Source organism: Paenibacillus sp. YYML68 (assembly GCF_027923405.1).
Classification (GTDB): Bacteria; Bacillota; Bacilli; order Paenibacillales; family NBRC-103111; genus Paenibacillus_G.
On the sequence record NZ_BQYI01000001.1, the window covers coordinates 280,517 to 295,449 of the forward strand.

Genomic DNA, 14,933 nt, shown 5'->3' on the forward strand with positions numbered 1-14,933 from the left:
TATCCTGAAGTCAGGGGGATCAACGGATGAATGAGAGCCTGTTTATGGATCGCATACCCCCGCAAAACATAGAGGCTGAGCAAGCGGTATTGGGTGCGATTCTGCTTGACGGCGATGCGCTCGTTACGGCGATGGAGCGGGTGAACGGCGAAGACTTCTATCGTGGGGCTCACCAGCGAATCTACGAGGCGATGATCGAAATTGCCGAAGCGAATGAGCCGGTTGACCTCGTGACGCTGACGGCGCGTCTGCAGGATAAGCAGCAGCTGGAGGAGGTCGGCGGGATTACGTACTTGTCCCAGCTGGCCCATTCGGTGCCGACGGCCGCGAACGTCGATTATTACGCGCAGATCGTGGAAGAGAAGTCGATGCTGCGCCGATTAATTCGTGCGGCGACCCAGATCGTGACGAACGGCTACGCCGGTGAGGATGAGGTCGGTACACTGCTGAGCGACGCCGAGCAGCGCATTATGGAGATTTCGCAGGCGCGCTCGGGCTCCGGCTTCATCGCGATCAAGGACGTCCTTATGGAAGTATTCGATAAGGTGGAGATGCTGTACAACCAGAAGGGGAGCACGACCGGTATACGCTCCGGCTTCTCTGATCTTGATAAGATGACGTCGGGCTTCCAGCGGTCTGACCTGATTATCGTGGCAGCGCGTCCTTCCGTAGGTAAGACGGCATTCGCGCTGAACATCGCTCAGAATGTCGGGGTGCGGGAGAAGGAGACGGTGGCGATCTTCAGCCTCGAGATGGGCGCCGCTCAGCTCGTACAGCGTATGATCTGCGCCGAGGCGAACGTCGATGCGGGACGCATGCGGACGGGCTTCCTGGAGTCGGACGATTGGGAGAAGCTGACGATGGCGATCGGCTCGCTGTCTGAGGCGAATATCTACATCGACGATTCTCCTTCCGTTACAGTGGCAGACATCAGAGCGAAGTGCAGGCGTCTGAAGAAGGAGAAGGGACTGGGGATGATTCTGATCGACTACCTGCAGCTCATTCACGGACGCGGCAAGGGCGATAACCGTCAGCAAGAAGTATCTGAGATCTCGCGTACGCTGAAGCAGATTGCCCGTGAGCTCGACGTGCCGGTCATTGCGCTGTCACAGCTTAGCCGCGGCGTCGAGCAGCGTCAGGATAAGCGTCCGATGATGTCTGACCTTCGTGAATCCGGATCGATCGAGCAGGATGCCGATATCGTAGCGTTCTTGTACCGCGATGATTATTACGACAAGGAATCAGAGAAGAAGAACATTATCGAGATCATTATCGCCAAGCAACGTAACGGCCCGGTCGGCACGGTCGAGCTGGCGTTCCTGAAGAACTATAACAAGTTCGTCGGCCTGGATCGGTCCCATTCGGAGCCTCCGCCGATGGCGAAGTCGTCGTAAGCAGAGAGCCTGAACAATTTGAACAGAAGCATTGGCAATGATCCATTTTATTAATAGTCACTTCATTGTCGGAGGGCTCTTCCTTATCGGGAGAGCTCTCTTTCGTGCGCATAGGCAGGGTAGCTCAAGGGAATGGTAATATGCGGACACGGGCTGATGTGCAAGGAAACGGTTTTATGCGGCTTTAATATGGTTTGCGATTTCCGAACATTACATGGACGAGCGTTTAGATTGTTCGTTTTTATTGACTTTGGATAACAGGACTGCTAAACTATTCATGGCGTATTGTGCCTATTAGGCAAATCATGGGTGGTTTCCACCACACGGGGGTAGTGTGAATGTCAACGGTAGTAGTTGTTGGAACCCAATGGGGAGACGAAGGAAAGGGTAAGATTACCGACTTCCTTGCTGAGTCCGCAGATGTTGTAGCACGTTATCAGGGCGGCAATAATGCTGGACATACGATTCTCATTAATGAGAAGAAATATAAGCTGACGATGATTCCGTCGGGTATTTTTTATGAGGATAAGCTATGTGTGATCGGTAACGGGATGGTTATCAATCCAGGGGCGCTGCTGGAGGAAATTCAATATATTCATGATAACGGCTTCACAACGAATAACTTGAAGATTAGTGACCGCGCTCACGTCATTATGCCTTATCATCTGTTGCTTGATGGTCTTGAGGAAGAGCGCAAGGGTGACAACAAGATCGGCACGACGCGCAAAGGTATCGGTCCTTGCTACATGGATAAGGCGGCTCGTAACGGTATTCGGATCGCGGATCTGATGGATGCCGAGGAGTTCGAGCGCAAGGTGCACCAGCTCGTTGCCGAGAAGAACGTCCTGATCGAGCAGGTGTACGGCTCTAAGGGACTCGAAGCGCAGTCGATCATTGATGAGTACCTCGGCTATGCGGAGCGTATGCGTCCATATGTGATGGATACATCCGTTATCTTGAACGATCAGATCGATGCAGGTAAGAAGGTGCTGTTCGAAGGCGCTCAAGGCGTTATGCTCGATATCGACCAAGGCACGTATCCGTTCGTGACGAGCTCGAACCCTTCGGCCGGCGGCGTATGCATCGGCTCGGGCGTTGGACCGTCGAAGATTAAGCAGGTCATCGGCGTAGCGAAGTCTTACACGACGCGCGTCGGTGATGGTCCATTCCCAACGGAGCAGATCAATGAGACGGGTGACTGGATCCGCGAGCGCGGTCACGAGTACGGTACAGTTACAGGCCGTCCGCGCCGTGTTGGCTGGTTCGATACGGTCGTCATTCGCCATGCACGCCGTGTCAGCGGCATTACAGGCTTGTCGCTGAACTCGCTGGACGTGCTGGCTGGTCTTGAGACGGTGAAGATCTGCACGGCGTATAAGTATCGCGGCGAAGTGATCGAGCATTATCCGGCGAGCTTGAAGATGCTGGCTGAGTGCGAAGCGGTGTACGAGGAGCTGCCGGGCTGGAGCGAGGACTTGACGAGCGTGCGCAAGCTGGATGAGCTTCCGGCTAATGCTCGCCGCTATGTAGAGCGTGTGTCGGAGCTTACGGGTATTCCGATCGCGATCTTCTCGGTTGGTCGTAATCGCGAGCAGACGAATTTGGTGAAGCCGATTTACGAATAAGAGATTGATTTGAAGGAGAACGGGCGATGAGCCCGTTCTTTTTGTTTTGCTCACTAACCACTTCACCCATATTCGTTGAGCGACGATGACTGATATTCCATAAACAGGTCCATACTAGTAAGAGTAAATTCGAGGCTTGCCATAACAGTTCCGAGGGAACTCGGAACTGTTATTCCAGGAGGCAGGGATGCGAAGTCGAGGAAGGCCCTCAATTTGGCTGCGCCAAATTCGAGGCTTGCCATAACAGTTCCGAGGGACCTCGGAACTGTTATTCCAGGGGCAGGGATGCGAAGTCGAGGAAGGCCCTCAATTTGGCTGCGCCAAATTCGAGGCTTGCCATAACAGCTCCGAGGGACCTCTGAGCCTGTTATTCCAGGAGGGGAGGATTGGGTACGTGAGAGGGTTGAAGTGGTTGGTGAAGCTGGCGGTGAGCGCTGCGGTGACGTCGGTCTGCTGTGTGGCGGTCACGTTCTTCACGGTCAATACGTATGTCGATGCGGTGCTGGAGCAGCTGCAGATCGAGCGTCCGGCCAGCGCGAGGATCGAGTGGGCTCCATTCGTAAGTCGGCTGGTCGGCAGTCTCGGGATCGATAGCTCTGTGGTGGTGGAAGCGGATCGTGTGAGGGAGCAGGAGATGGCCGTGTCGGCTACGCCTGTCGGAGGCAGCACGAAGGATGAGCCGTCTGGTTCATCGTCCAAGCGAACGAACGGTGACCCTGACCCGTATCGGGTCCCAGAGGATGCTGTAGCGGTATGGAATTCGCAGTCGCTCAAGGAGCTGGAGTCGGCTTCCGAGGGGACGGAGCTGCTTCTGCAGGAGGATCGCAAGGTCGTCGTCTCGAGCGAGGAGTTCACGAAGAAGAAGGAGCAGCTCTCCGACAGTCAGAAGGCGAAGGTGTTCTCGATGCTCGCGACGCGCCTGCCGCAGAAGGACCTGAATGACATATCGGTCATGATGGAGAATGGCTTGACGGCATCGGAGGTGAAGCGGCTGGATCAACTGCTGCAGCAGCACCTGAAGCCCGAGGAGTATACGGAGCTGAAGACTTTAATTGAAACGCCCTGAGCGCAAGCTGCGCGCCAGGGCGTTTTTTCGTGCGTCTACCACTGACCTCCGTAGCGGACAATCGTATCCTCGGCCTGACGTCTTCTCGACGATTCGACGACAACCTGCAAGTAGCGCTGCTGATTCGCGCCGATCACCGTGCTGTCTACAACGCCGGAGCTTGCAGCATTACTCCATTGCTGGGCGCTAGGACTTTGGTCCTCCGTCGCTGGTGCTGTCTTCAGGTTGATGGCGCCTTGCTCGCGCAGCGCCGCTGCTGCTTGCTCCAGCTCATGCTGGCTGCGGAATAGAGCTGTTAATGTTTCCATGGCTTACCTTCACACTCCTGTCATGTTTGGGTCCAATAATGTGGTATAGTATACAATTTTGTTGAAAAAAGCAGAGGGCATGTGGTAAATTTATTAAGGTACGTGTTTTAAACACCATGGTTATTGTCCCAATTTTAGGTGTTTTTATGTGCAGTTCGTTAGACATCCGAGAGAACGGCTGGCAGTAGAGGAGAGCAAGCTAGTATCTGAGTAGGAAATCGTCGCGTTTTATTGCTTTTGCTTGGCAAAGCGATGAAGCGAATTACGTCCGAATGCGGCAAAAAACGACTTAAAAGGAGAAGAAGATGAACGTTTTCAGAGGGATAGGCCGGCTTAGGAGCTTGGTGGACAAGCTCTTCACGAATCGACCACAAGCACGGCCAGAGCGCTTGACTAGCGATTCCGGGGATGCATCCGCGGATCGTCAAGCTGATCAGCAACAGCGTGCACTTATACATACAGAAGGACAAGCAGATATGCAGGCGAAGTCGCTTGCTTACAGACATACATGGAAGGCAGCACTGGCACAGCATAGAGGACTAGTGCTTCAATCTTCAGCAGCTGTCGTGCTCATGGCGGCTGTCGTGTGGAGCGGCCATCAGTACGTACGGGCGAGCATGGTCGATTACTACCAGGTGTTCGCAAATGGTGATGCGATCGGAACCGTATCGGACCCGGCACGGATCGAACAGTTCAAGCAAGCGAAGCGGGACGAGCTGTCTCAGGACGCTTCCGGCTTCAAAGTTATCGTGAAGGAACCGGCCATCGAATTAAAGCGTGAAAGGGCTTTCAACCATAAGGCCGACGATCAGTACGTTATGGATACGCTGGCTGATTACTTCTACTCGTATCCGGTAGGTGTAGAGCTGCTCGTGGATGGCAAGCCGATGGGCGTGCTCAAGGACGAGAGCTTGGCGAACGGGGTGCTCGAGCAGATCAAGTCGAACGCTATTGCAGCGACCGTGAAGACGAAGGAAGCGGGCAAGGTCGGTATTCTATCCGCCTCGCCGAAGGATTCGATCGTCCAGGCAGAGCTGCTGAATGCGGACTTCGTCCAGCAGGTCGAGCTGCGTGAGGTGAAGCTGAACCCAGCTGAGCTGATCCAGCCAGAGGAGATGCAGAAGAAGCTCGAGACGGGCGACGTGCAGCCAACGAAGTATACGGTGGAGGACGGCGACTGCGTCTCCTGCATCGCGAAGAAGCTGAACATTCCGAAGCAGCTCATCTATCAGAACAACCCAACGATTACGAACGATATGATCAAGGTAGGCCAGCAGCTCGACTTAACGGTGCTGCAGCCGACGCTGTCCGTGCGGACGGTGGAGAAGATCGTAGAGAACCAAGAGATTCAGCACGAGACGGAATATGTGCAGGACGATAGCATGAAGCTCGGGCTGACGCAGACGCTGACGGCTGGTCAGAACGGGATGAAGCGGATGACGATCCAGCTGACGAAGGTGAACGGTCTTCTCGAAGAGGAGGTCGTGCTCGCCGAGGAGATCGTCGAGGAGCCGAAGAAGGCGGTCGTGAAGCGGGGAACGAAGGTAATCCGCGGCGAGGGCACGGGCAAGTTCGCTTGGCCGGTCGTATCGGCTTCGATTACGAGCACGTACGGCACGCGCTGGGGCGCCTTCCACAAGGGCATCGACATTACAGGCAACCGCAACATTCTCGCAGCGGACAATGGCAAGGTCGTGACTGCCGGCTCGAAGAGCGATTATGGCAATTATGTTATTATAGATCATCTGAACGGGTATCGGACGCTGTACGGACATTTGAGCAAGATTCTAGTGACGCAAGGCACGATCGTCGAGAAGGGCGAGAAGATCGGTATTATGGGCAGCACCGGAGATTCGACGGGGGTGCATTTGCACTTCGAGATTTTGCGGAACTCGTCGCCGCAGAATCCGCTTAAGTTTTTGAACCGGTAACGGGTATGGATGATAGATAGAGCTAGAGATAGATAGAGCAGCAGGGGGCATGGAAGTCGCAGGGAAGCGGCGGTTCCATGTCTCTTTTTGCTTCATAGTATGGTAAAATAATAGGACGTGTGAAGCGCTCGAGTGACTCGATAACAGGCGGTGATGAATTCCGTGGCGAAAATATTAGTGGTAGACGATGAGCAGCCGATTGCCGATATATTGAAGTTCAACCTGGAGAAGGAAGGTCATGAGGTCATTCTTGCCTATGATGGTGCAGCTGCGGTGGAGCTGGCATATGCTGAGTCCCCTGACTTGATTCTGCTCGACCTGATGCTGCCCGTCAAGGACGGGATGGACGTGTGCCGCGAGGTGCGGGCGAAGCTGAATACGCCGATCATTATGCTGACGGCGAAGGATAATGAGATCGACAAGGTGCTCGGGCTCGAGCTCGGAGCGGACGATTACGTGACGAAGCCGTTCGGTACGCGGGAGCTACTAGCTAGGGTGAAGGCGCATCTGCGCCGTCAGCAGCAGACAGCGGCGGCGCCGGAGGCAGCTGCCGTGACCGAGAAGGAAGCCGAGCGCCAAGGGCTGCGTGTCCAGAGCTTGTTCATCGATACGGATATGTATGTCGTCTATAAGGACGGAACGCCGCTGGATCTGACGCATCGCGAGTTCGAGCTTGTGCAGTACCTAGCGAAGAATAGCGGCCGGGTCATGACGCGGGAGCATCTGCTGCAGGCGGTGTGGGGGTTCGAATATTTCGGCGATGTACGTACGGTCGATGTGACGATCCGCCGGCTGCGCGAGAAGCTGGAGGATGACCCGAGCCGTCCGGAGTATATTATTACACGCCGCGGACTCGGCTACATGATGAAGAACACGAAGTCTAACCCAGGCTCATATGGCAGCTGAGGTGAAGCAGATGAGCGGTGCGGCTGCTGCTGACGGGAAGAGCAACCGATTCTTCCATTCGATTCAGGCGAAGCTGATCATTATTTATGTGCTGCTTATTATGATCGCGATGCAGCTGATCGGCGTCTACTTCATCCAGACGCTGGAGGGGTCGCTGAAGAAGGACTTCATCGATAACCGCAACTACCAGGCGAGGCTGCTGGCGCAATATGCGGAGGATTATTTCCGCGACAATCAGCTTCAGGATGCAGGTAAAGGCGGTACGGAGCGTCTGACGAAGCGGACGCTGGGCGATGTGAACCAGATGGTGAACAGCTTGTTCGCAAGCGGCCAGGCAGAGATTCAGCTGATCGATGCGAACGGTCTCGTGCTGACGAGCTCGCTCGACAGCAACCAGTCGGTCGTCGGCAGCAAGACGACGCAGACCGAGGTGACGCGCGCACTCCAGGGCATCAAGGACAATCAGCGCATGTTCGTCGATCTCGACGGCTCGCGTAAGCTCATTATTGCCAAGCCAATCGGCTCCGGCATTAAAGTATACGGGGCGGTCTATATTATCGCCTCGATGGAAGAGGTCTACAACACGATGAACCGGATTAACCGGTTCTTCATCTCCGGTACGCTGATCGCGCTCGGGCTGACGGCAGTGCTCGGTGTATTCCTGTCATCGACGATCACGAACCCGGTGAAGGCGCTGACGAAGCAGGCGACGGCCGTTGCGGAGGGGCGTTTCGATGAGAAGGTGCAGATTATGGGGCAGGACGAGCTCGGTCAGCTCGGGCAGACGTTCAACTTCATGATGGAGCGGCTGCAGGAGGCGCTGACGCTGCACGAGGAGGAGAAGGAGAAGCTCGCCTCGATCTTGTCGAACATGAACGACGGCTTGATCGCCTCTGACGATCAAGGGCGCATTATCGTCATCAATCGGCGGGCGAAGCAGCTGCTGAAGGTGAACGAGGATACGACGCTCGGCATGCCGATCTCGGAGCTGCTGGGCGTGACGCCGAGCGTCGTGCGCAAGCTGGAGGCGAGCGAGGATAATGCGACGATGCTGCAGTTCGTGCACGATGAGGAGGACGACCCGCTGTTCGTGCGGGTGACGTTCACGACGATTCATAGCAAGGGCCGAGGCGCGGTCGGTACGATCGCGGTGCTGCAGGACGTGACGGGGCAGGAGAAGCTGGAGCAGTCCCGTCGTGAGTTCGTGGCGAACGTATCGCACGAGCTGCGGACGCCGCTGACGACGATCAAGAGCTATCTGGAGGCGCTGGAGGATGGGGCGCTTGAGGAGCCGCAGCTGGCGGGCAAGTTCGTCAATGTGGCGCACAACGAGACGGAGCGCATGATTCGGCTCGTGAACGATCTGTTGCAGCTGTCGAGGCTGGATTCGCGGCAGGCGCTCATTGCTAAGGAGCGTACGGACGTCGCGGAGATGCTCGAGGAGGTCGCCGACCGTTTCTCGTTCCAGCTGGAGCAGCGGGATATTGAGATCGAGGTCGCGGTGGAGCGAGGACTGAAGCCGATTCTGCTCGACCGCGATCGGATCGATCAGGTGCTGGACAATCTCGTATCGAATGCGATCAAATATACACCGGAGCAAGGCCGCATCCGCATTGCGGCGTGCTGTCCGGAGCCGGCAAGGCTCGAGGTGTCGGTGCAGGATAACGGTATCGGCATTCCGCGCAAGGATCAGGCCCGCATCTTCGAGCGGTTCTACCGCGTCGATAAGGCGCGCTCGCGCTCGATGGGCGGCACAGGCCTTGGGCTGTCCATTGCCCGGGAAATTGTGAAGGCGCATGGAGGAACGATTCAGCTCGAATCGGAGCTCGGTCAAGGGACGAAGGTGACATTCACGCTCCCTTACCCGCAGGAGGAGGCAGTCGGATGATCGAGAAGCTGAAGACAGCCGCGTTAACGCTGCTCGTGCTGCTAAGTCTGGTGCAGAGCTACTTGCTCGCCTACAGCTATCCGCAGCCCGAGCAGCCGTTAATTCAGGAGGAATATGTGAAGCCGGAGCTGCTCGGCACACAGGCGACGCTCGATGACATGCTGTTCCCGGATCACATCGTCATTCATCTGGGTGAGGGCCAGCACACGGTCGTCTACGCGCACAACTCGCCTTATGCCGAGGTGCTGCAGACGGTGAAGCAGCGATATCTGGAGGGCTTCCGTAAGACCAATATGAGCTCGCTCTCTATTAATTGGGACGAGGTGCGGAATAAGCAGCCGGGCGTGGAGCTGCGCTTCCGCGACGGCCTGCCGCTCACCGTGCTACAGCAGCTGCTGCAGATTAAGGGGGAGCTGCCTCCAGAGCATGATGTCATTACGAAGATATGGATCTTCGCTGAGGATTCCAGTCGGGTACGCACGCTGCTGTTCACCGATACGTACAACGTCGTGTACGAGGCGAAGGCCGACTTCACGACGAAGGATATCGAGGAGCGGTTCGTCAGCGCTGCCGGCAGCTATATGGCATACAAGCCGACCCTCAACGACATGTACATTCCGCAAAAGTCGTATCCGATGCCGTCCTACACGCTCGGCTATACGCTCATGACGGTAGACCAGCTGAAGCGAACGTTCTTCGTCGATCCGGCGCTTATTCGGAACTTGACGGAGCGGGACGGCTCGGAGATCTATACCGATTCCAAGCGGGGGCTGCAGCTGAAGAGCGGTCAGCATTGGATGACGTATTCTGATCCAGTGGCTCCGGCCAGCGATAATCGGGTGAACTACCTCGGCAACCTGCTGACAGCGGTGCAATTCATTAACCAGCACGGCGGCTGGAACGGCGCGTACGGGGTGCAACGCATGCCGGAGCGGCTGCTGCCAGGCAACCAGACGTACGTGTTCCGCCAATATTACGGCTCGTACCCGATTGTCGGGACGAGGGATGAGCAGGTCGGCTACATGCGCATTACGCTGCAGAAGGACGTCGTCTCCGGCTACGAGCGCTCGACGGTGCTGCCGGACTGGAAGTCGGTGAAGCGTGGCGAAGCGGAGCTGCCCGGCGGCGAGCTGCTCGAGGCGATGCTGCAGCAGTACAGCAAGCGGCTGCAGATCGTGTCACTGTTCCCGGCGTATCGTCCGTTCTTGTCGGACAAGACGATGGAGCTGGTGCCGAAGTGGGCGGTCGAGCTGTATGATGGGACGTATGAATTTTTGAACTAAGGATAGATGGGGCTATAAGGGAGGTCGTAGCATGGATTGGGGACGCGCCAAAACGATCTTGATCTTGTCGTTCCTGCTGCTCAATGTGGTGCTCGGCTTCCAGCTGAGCACGAGTCGTACGGAGCTGCTGGAGCTCGGTGTGAATCCGGACAGTCAGGTGATGGAGGAGCTCCAGCAGCTGCTGAAGCTCAAGAACATTCAAGTGCCAGCAGATATACCGAAGGAGAAGCAGAAGCTGAAGGAGATCGTTGCTCGCTTCGATGATTACCACGAGGTGGAGCGGCCGATTCCAGTGCCGACCCCGTTCAAGTTCGATCCGCTGATCAATAAAGGAACATTCACCGATATGCTGGCGAAGACAGGCATTCCGAATACGGATTCGTACCAGTTCGACCCGGTGACGAGCGACACGAGCACGTTCGTATTCCACCAGCTGTACGGCTCACTGCCGATGTTCGAGGCGCAGCTGAAGCTGTTCGAGAAGGACGGGATGGTGACGTCATATCAGCAGGGGTATGTGCGCATTATGTCGGAGGGAACGCAGCCGGAGCAGTCGGTCATCTCGCCGTACATCGCGCTGCGTAGTCTGGTGGAGAACTACCTGGAGCCGGGGACGGTCATTACGGGCGTGCGGCTCGGGTATCACGGTCAGCTGTACAATTCCCAGACGCTCTATATGGTGCCGACGTGGCGCATCTCGCTGGGGAATGGTGATCTGTATTGGGTGCACGCGATTAACGGGGCGGTCGAGCCGCCTCAACGTATACGGCCAGCATCATGAGGAAGCATCACTAGACGAATACAAGGGCAGGAGAAGCTATGGGTATACGATTCACAGTGCTGGCGAGCGGGTCTACAGGCAATGCGACCGTCGTGGCGACAGAGGAAGGCAAGGTGCTGATCGACGCGGGCTTGAGCGCGAAGAAGCTGGAGCAGCTGCTGAAGGAGAAGGGGATGTCGGCCTCCGAGCTCGATGCGATCGTCGTGACGCATGAGCATGCCGATCACATTAAGGGACTGGGCGCGATTGCGCGCAAGTTCGACCTGCCCGTGTACGCGAACGAGAAGACGTGGGAGGCGCTGGACAAGCATATTGGGGAGATCGCCGAGGCGAACCGCTGCACGATGCAGACGGGGGAGCTCCGCGAGTTCGGCTCGCTGCAGGTGGAGTCGTTCGGCATCTCCCATGACGCGGCTGAGCCGGTCGGGTATTGCTTCTACCATCAGGACCAGAAGCTCAGCGTCGCAACGGACCTCGGGTATATGAGCTCGAAGGTGGCCGATCAGGTCCGCGACAGCGACGTGCTCGTGCTCGAGTCGAACCACGATATTGAGATGCTGCGCATGGGGCGGTATCCGTGGAACATTAAGCGGCGCATTCTGAGCGACGTCGGGCATTTATCGAATGAAGCGGCTGGAGAAGCGCTGCTCGACGTGATGAGTGAGCGAACGAAGCGGGTATATCTCGCGCATCTGAGCCGGGATCATAATCTGATGGATTTGGCCAGGCTTACCGTGAATAACATCTTAGAAGAGAGGCTTGCACCGGACGATTACCGGGCGAAGCTGATGGATACGTATTATGACCGGGCGACCGAATGGGATCGGATCGATGAAGACTGATCGAATCGCTCCATTCGAGGCCCGAGGGGGAGTGATGGTGCTTCCAGTGGCGCTATGGCGTCAGGGTGCCACCTTGTAGTCGGCGTCCTGGCGTAGATGAGCAGGGAGGTCGGCTTGCTCGAGTGCGCGGGCTTTATCTGTTATTTCTTCCAGCGTGAGGATGCCCTTCTCTTGAAGCAGCTCGATGACGGCGCTGAGCAGGAGGGAGTTGCGGTATTGGTGCTCCTGCACGCCTCCGAGCTTGGCGATCCAGGCGATCTCCTCGAGGTGGGTATGCAGGCGGTTCGTGTTCCTATTCAAGCGGATCATCCTTCCGTTGGCGAATGGTTAGCGTGCATGTGCATGTGCGTGTTCGTGTAGCGCGTGAAGCTCTATGACTATATTCTAGTCTGGTTAGAGAGAAACTATTCCTTATTGTTGAAAGTTTAGAAGATGACGTTACCGCTAGCGCGGTGCCTTCATGGGCTTGTAAGGTTCGTATGTTCGTGGGATGAGAGAAAGAGATCGAGACGGATGAGCCGCAGAGGAAGCGGCGCCCGGAAATGGGGGACAGACGCGTGAGTTTATTCGAGGATGAGTTCTATTCAACCAGAATGTCCCGCAGGGAAGCATGGCGGCTACCAAGAAGCGGCTGGCTGGGCCGAGTGCCGGGCTGGATGCTGGCGGCTGGAGGCGGCGCTGCACTGATCGTGCTGACGCTGGGGCTGTATGTGGGTGCGGCTCATTCGGACGCGGACAGCGTGGCGGAGGGTGCCGCTGTACCTGCTCTGGCGGTGCCGTCACACGGTCTGAAGGGCGGAACGCTGAGCGAGAAGCAGATGAGCGATACGGTCGTTGGCGCGGCTGGCAAGGTATGGCCGACCGTGGTGAGCATTGTCGGGACGACGGAGGCGGGCGCAGATGAGCCAACGATGCACGCGAGGTCGATGGGTCTGGGGTCTGGCGTTATTTTCTCCAAGGAGGGCAATAAGGTACGGATCGTGACGAACAACCATGTGGTGGAGGGGTTCACGAAGCTGGATGCGATTACGGTGACGGGGGAGAAGCGCCCTGCGGTGCTGCTCGGTCGTGATCAGATTACGGATCTGGCCGTGCTAGAGATCGATGGAAGCGGCATTAAGGAGATCGCGGAGTTCGGCGATTCGGACGCGCTGCAGCCGGGGGAGACCGCGATCGCGGTCGGCAACCCGCTCGGGCTCGGCTTCGCCCCTACGGTGACGAAGGGTATCATCAGCTGGCCGAAGCGTACGATTCCGGTGACACTGGGCCGCGAGGGTGAGTTCGACTGGGAGATGGACCTGATCCAGACGGACGCGGCGATCAACCAAGGCAACAGCGGCGGAGCGCTCGTCAATCTCGACGGCAAGGTGGTCGGCATCAATACGCTGAAGGTGGCGGATATGGGTGTGGAGGGAATCGGGTTCGCGATTCCGATCAATCAGGCGCGCGGCATCATCGATGCGTTGATCAAGGATCATAAGGTGAAGCGTCCATATATCGGTGTCGTGACGCAGGATCTGCAGTCGTTCCAGGGGACGGAGGAGCTGAAGCTGCCGAAGGATGTGAATGAGGGCGTGCTCATTCTCGAGGTGCTCGGCCCGGCGAAGGCGGCGGGGCTCGCGAGCAGCGATGTGATCGTGGAGCTCGACGGCACTCCGATCGACAGCACGCTGTCGCTGCGCAAGTATGTGTACGGCAGCAAGCGGATCGGCGACAAGCTGAAGGTGACGTACTATCGCGGCGGCAAGAAGCAGAACGTGACGGTGACGCTGGAGGAGCTGCAGGAGAAGTAGGGTGAGCTGGGGGAAGTGCGGGAGCTTGTGTGGGGTAGGAGCGCTTAGGTAAGGCGCTTGCGGTGCTTCTCTTGGTGTCTTGGCTGGCGTGCTGGGGCGGCTGGCTTCCGCTCCGCGGCTGGTAAGGACCCCTTGTTGCCGAAGGCAGGTTGTGAGATGGAGCGCTTTAGGGTACACTAATAGTACTTATTTCAGACGATCACTCACAGCATAAGCAATTGCCAGGGGAACGATAAAGGGGTCAGAATCAATATGCACATCGTATGTAAAGAGCATCTGGAGCTAGCGATTGATATGTTCGTGGACGAATATGAGGATGCACCGGATATTGTCGATCTGGAGAAGACGACGTTCTCGGCATGGACACCGCCGGAGCATTGCGAGCGTTGCACGTGTCGGGGCCAGTTTTTGGTTGTATAGCTGTTCGCTGAAGAGGGTCGTGCTGCGGCCTTCTTTTTTTGTATGCGGAGAGAGGTAATGTTGCACGTGGAACGGGATTGTGCAGGTAGGCTTGGGTTATTGGAAGAGATGATGAGACAGGGGGCGGCTGCTTGTGAATATACAGATCATATCGGTAGGGAAGCTGAAGGAGAATTATCTCGTGCAGGGGATCGCGGAGTATGTGAAACGTCTCGGGCCGTATGCGAAGGTGACGCTGGTCGAGGTGCCTGACGAGAAGGCACCTGAGACGATTAGCGCCGCCGAGGAGGCGCAGGTGAAGCAGCGCGAGGGCGAGCGCCTGCTGGCACAGCTGCGCGAGCAGACGTACGTCATCGCGCTGGCGATCGACGGCCGCACGCTGTCGAGCGAGGAGCTCGCGCGGCAGCTCGAGGACCTCGCCGTGTATGGGCGCAGCCACGTCGCCTTCGTTATCGGCGGCTCGCTGGGGCTAGCGCCGGAGGTGCTGAAGCGGGCCGACCTGAAGCTGTCGTTCGGGCGGATGACGCTGCCGCATCAGCTGATGCGGCTGGTGTTGGTGGAGCAGGTGTACAGGGCGTTTAAGATTGTGCGGGGGGAACCGTATCACAAATGAGGCGAAATTTTTAGCATTTCATGCTTGCGGGGCACGGGAAGTGGCCCCTGAGGAATAGGGTGAAGGTAGTAGCACCTCGGGAA

The 14,933-nt window shown here is 57.0% G+C and carries 14 protein-coding genes; 12 read left to right on the plus strand and 2 right to left on the minus strand.

Annotated elements, in window-relative coordinates; translation table 11 throughout:
• Positions 1-26 precede the first annotated feature (26 nt).
• From dnaB to PAE68_RS01330, 3 genes are all read left to right on the plus strand, one after another.
• Positions 27-1,394, plus strand: coding sequence for a replicative DNA helicase (dnaB, locus tag PAE68_RS01320; RefSeq protein ID WP_281883320.1), 1,368 nt, complete (start codon positions 27-29; stop codon positions 1,392-1,394).
• Between the two features lie 338 nt (positions 1,395-1,732).
• Positions 1,733-3,019: an adenylosuccinate synthase gene (locus tag PAE68_RS01325; RefSeq protein WP_281883321.1), complete on the plus strand. Its 1,287-nt coding sequence runs from the start codon at positions 1,733-1,735 to the stop codon at positions 3,017-3,019.
• A 394-nt stretch (positions 3,020-3,413) separates the two neighbouring features.
• The gene (locus PAE68_RS01330) at positions 3,414-4,085 is read left to right on the plus strand and encodes a hypothetical protein (RefSeq protein ID WP_281883323.1); all 672 of its coding nucleotides are present in this window, start codon (positions 3,414-3,416) and stop codon (positions 4,083-4,085) included.
• 35 nt (positions 4,086-4,120) lie between these two features.
• Here the strand turns inward: PAE68_RS01330 and PAE68_RS01335 are convergent, their stop codons facing one another.
• Positions 4,121-4,393 (minus strand): hypothetical protein, encoded by a 273-nt coding sequence (locus tag PAE68_RS01335; protein ID WP_281883326.1) that lies wholly within the window; start codon positions 4,391-4,393, stop codon positions 4,121-4,123.
• A 305-nt stretch (positions 4,394-4,698) separates the two neighbouring features.
• Here PAE68_RS01335 and PAE68_RS01340 point away from each other — a divergent pair, with 305 nt between their 5' ends.
• The 6 genes from PAE68_RS01340 (at position 4,699) to PAE68_RS01365 (ending at position 12,024) form a co-directional block, all read left to right on the plus strand.
• Entirely contained in the window at positions 4,699-6,324 is a 1,626-nt protein-coding gene (locus PAE68_RS01340; RefSeq protein ID WP_281883328.1) for a peptidoglycan DD-metalloendopeptidase family protein, read from the plus strand.
• Positions 6,325-6,486: 162 nt separating this feature from the next.
• Entirely contained in the window at positions 6,487-7,230 is a 744-nt protein-coding gene (gene yycF / locus PAE68_RS01345) for a response regulator YycF (RefSeq protein WP_281883330.1), read from the plus strand.
• Complete coding sequence (gene walK / locus PAE68_RS01350; protein WP_281883331.1) at positions 7,220-9,118, plus strand: cell wall metabolism sensor histidine kinase WalK; 1,899 nt, start codon at positions 7,220-7,222, stop codon at positions 9,116-9,118. Before yycF ends, walK begins: the two co-directional genes overlap by 11 nt.
• Entirely contained in the window at positions 9,115-10,401 is a 1,287-nt protein-coding gene (locus tag PAE68_RS01355; RefSeq protein WP_281883333.1) for a YycH family regulatory protein, read from the plus strand. The genes walK and PAE68_RS01355 overlap by 4 nt, the downstream gene beginning before the upstream one ends.
• A gap of 31 nt (positions 10,402-10,432) precedes the next feature.
• Positions 10,433-11,182: a two-component system regulatory protein YycI gene (yycI, locus tag PAE68_RS01360; RefSeq protein WP_281883335.1), complete on the plus strand. Its 750-nt coding sequence runs from the start codon at positions 10,433-10,435 to the stop codon at positions 11,180-11,182.
• Between the two features lie 38 nt (positions 11,183-11,220).
• Positions 11,221-12,024: an MBL fold metallo-hydrolase gene (locus PAE68_RS01365; protein ID WP_281883337.1), complete on the plus strand. Its 804-nt coding sequence runs from the start codon at positions 11,221-11,223 to the stop codon at positions 12,022-12,024.
• Positions 12,025-12,084: 60 nt separating this feature from the next.
• Here the strand turns inward: PAE68_RS01365 and PAE68_RS01370 are convergent, their stop codons facing one another.
• Positions 12,085-12,324: a hypothetical protein gene (locus PAE68_RS01370; RefSeq protein ID WP_281883339.1), complete on the minus strand. Its 240-nt coding sequence runs from the start codon at positions 12,322-12,324 to the stop codon at positions 12,085-12,087.
• A 257-nt stretch (positions 12,325-12,581) separates the two neighbouring features.
• Here PAE68_RS01370 and PAE68_RS01375 point away from each other — a divergent pair, with 257 nt between their 5' ends.
• From PAE68_RS01375 to rlmH, 3 genes are all read left to right on the plus strand, one after another.
• Entirely contained in the window at positions 12,582-13,817 is a 1,236-nt protein-coding gene (locus PAE68_RS01375) for a S1C family serine protease (RefSeq protein WP_281883341.1), read from the plus strand.
• A gap of 252 nt (positions 13,818-14,069) precedes the next feature.
• Complete coding sequence (locus PAE68_RS01380; protein ID WP_281883344.1) at positions 14,070-14,237, plus strand: CxxH/CxxC protein; 168 nt, start codon at positions 14,070-14,072, stop codon at positions 14,235-14,237.
• A gap of 133 nt (positions 14,238-14,370) precedes the next feature.
• On the plus strand, positions 14,371-14,850 hold the full coding sequence (gene rlmH / locus PAE68_RS01385) for a 23S rRNA (pseudouridine(1915)-N(3))-methyltransferase RlmH (RefSeq protein WP_281883346.1): 480 nt from the start codon (positions 14,371-14,373) through the stop codon (positions 14,848-14,850).
• The last annotated feature ends 83 nt before the right edge of the window (positions 14,851-14,933 follow it).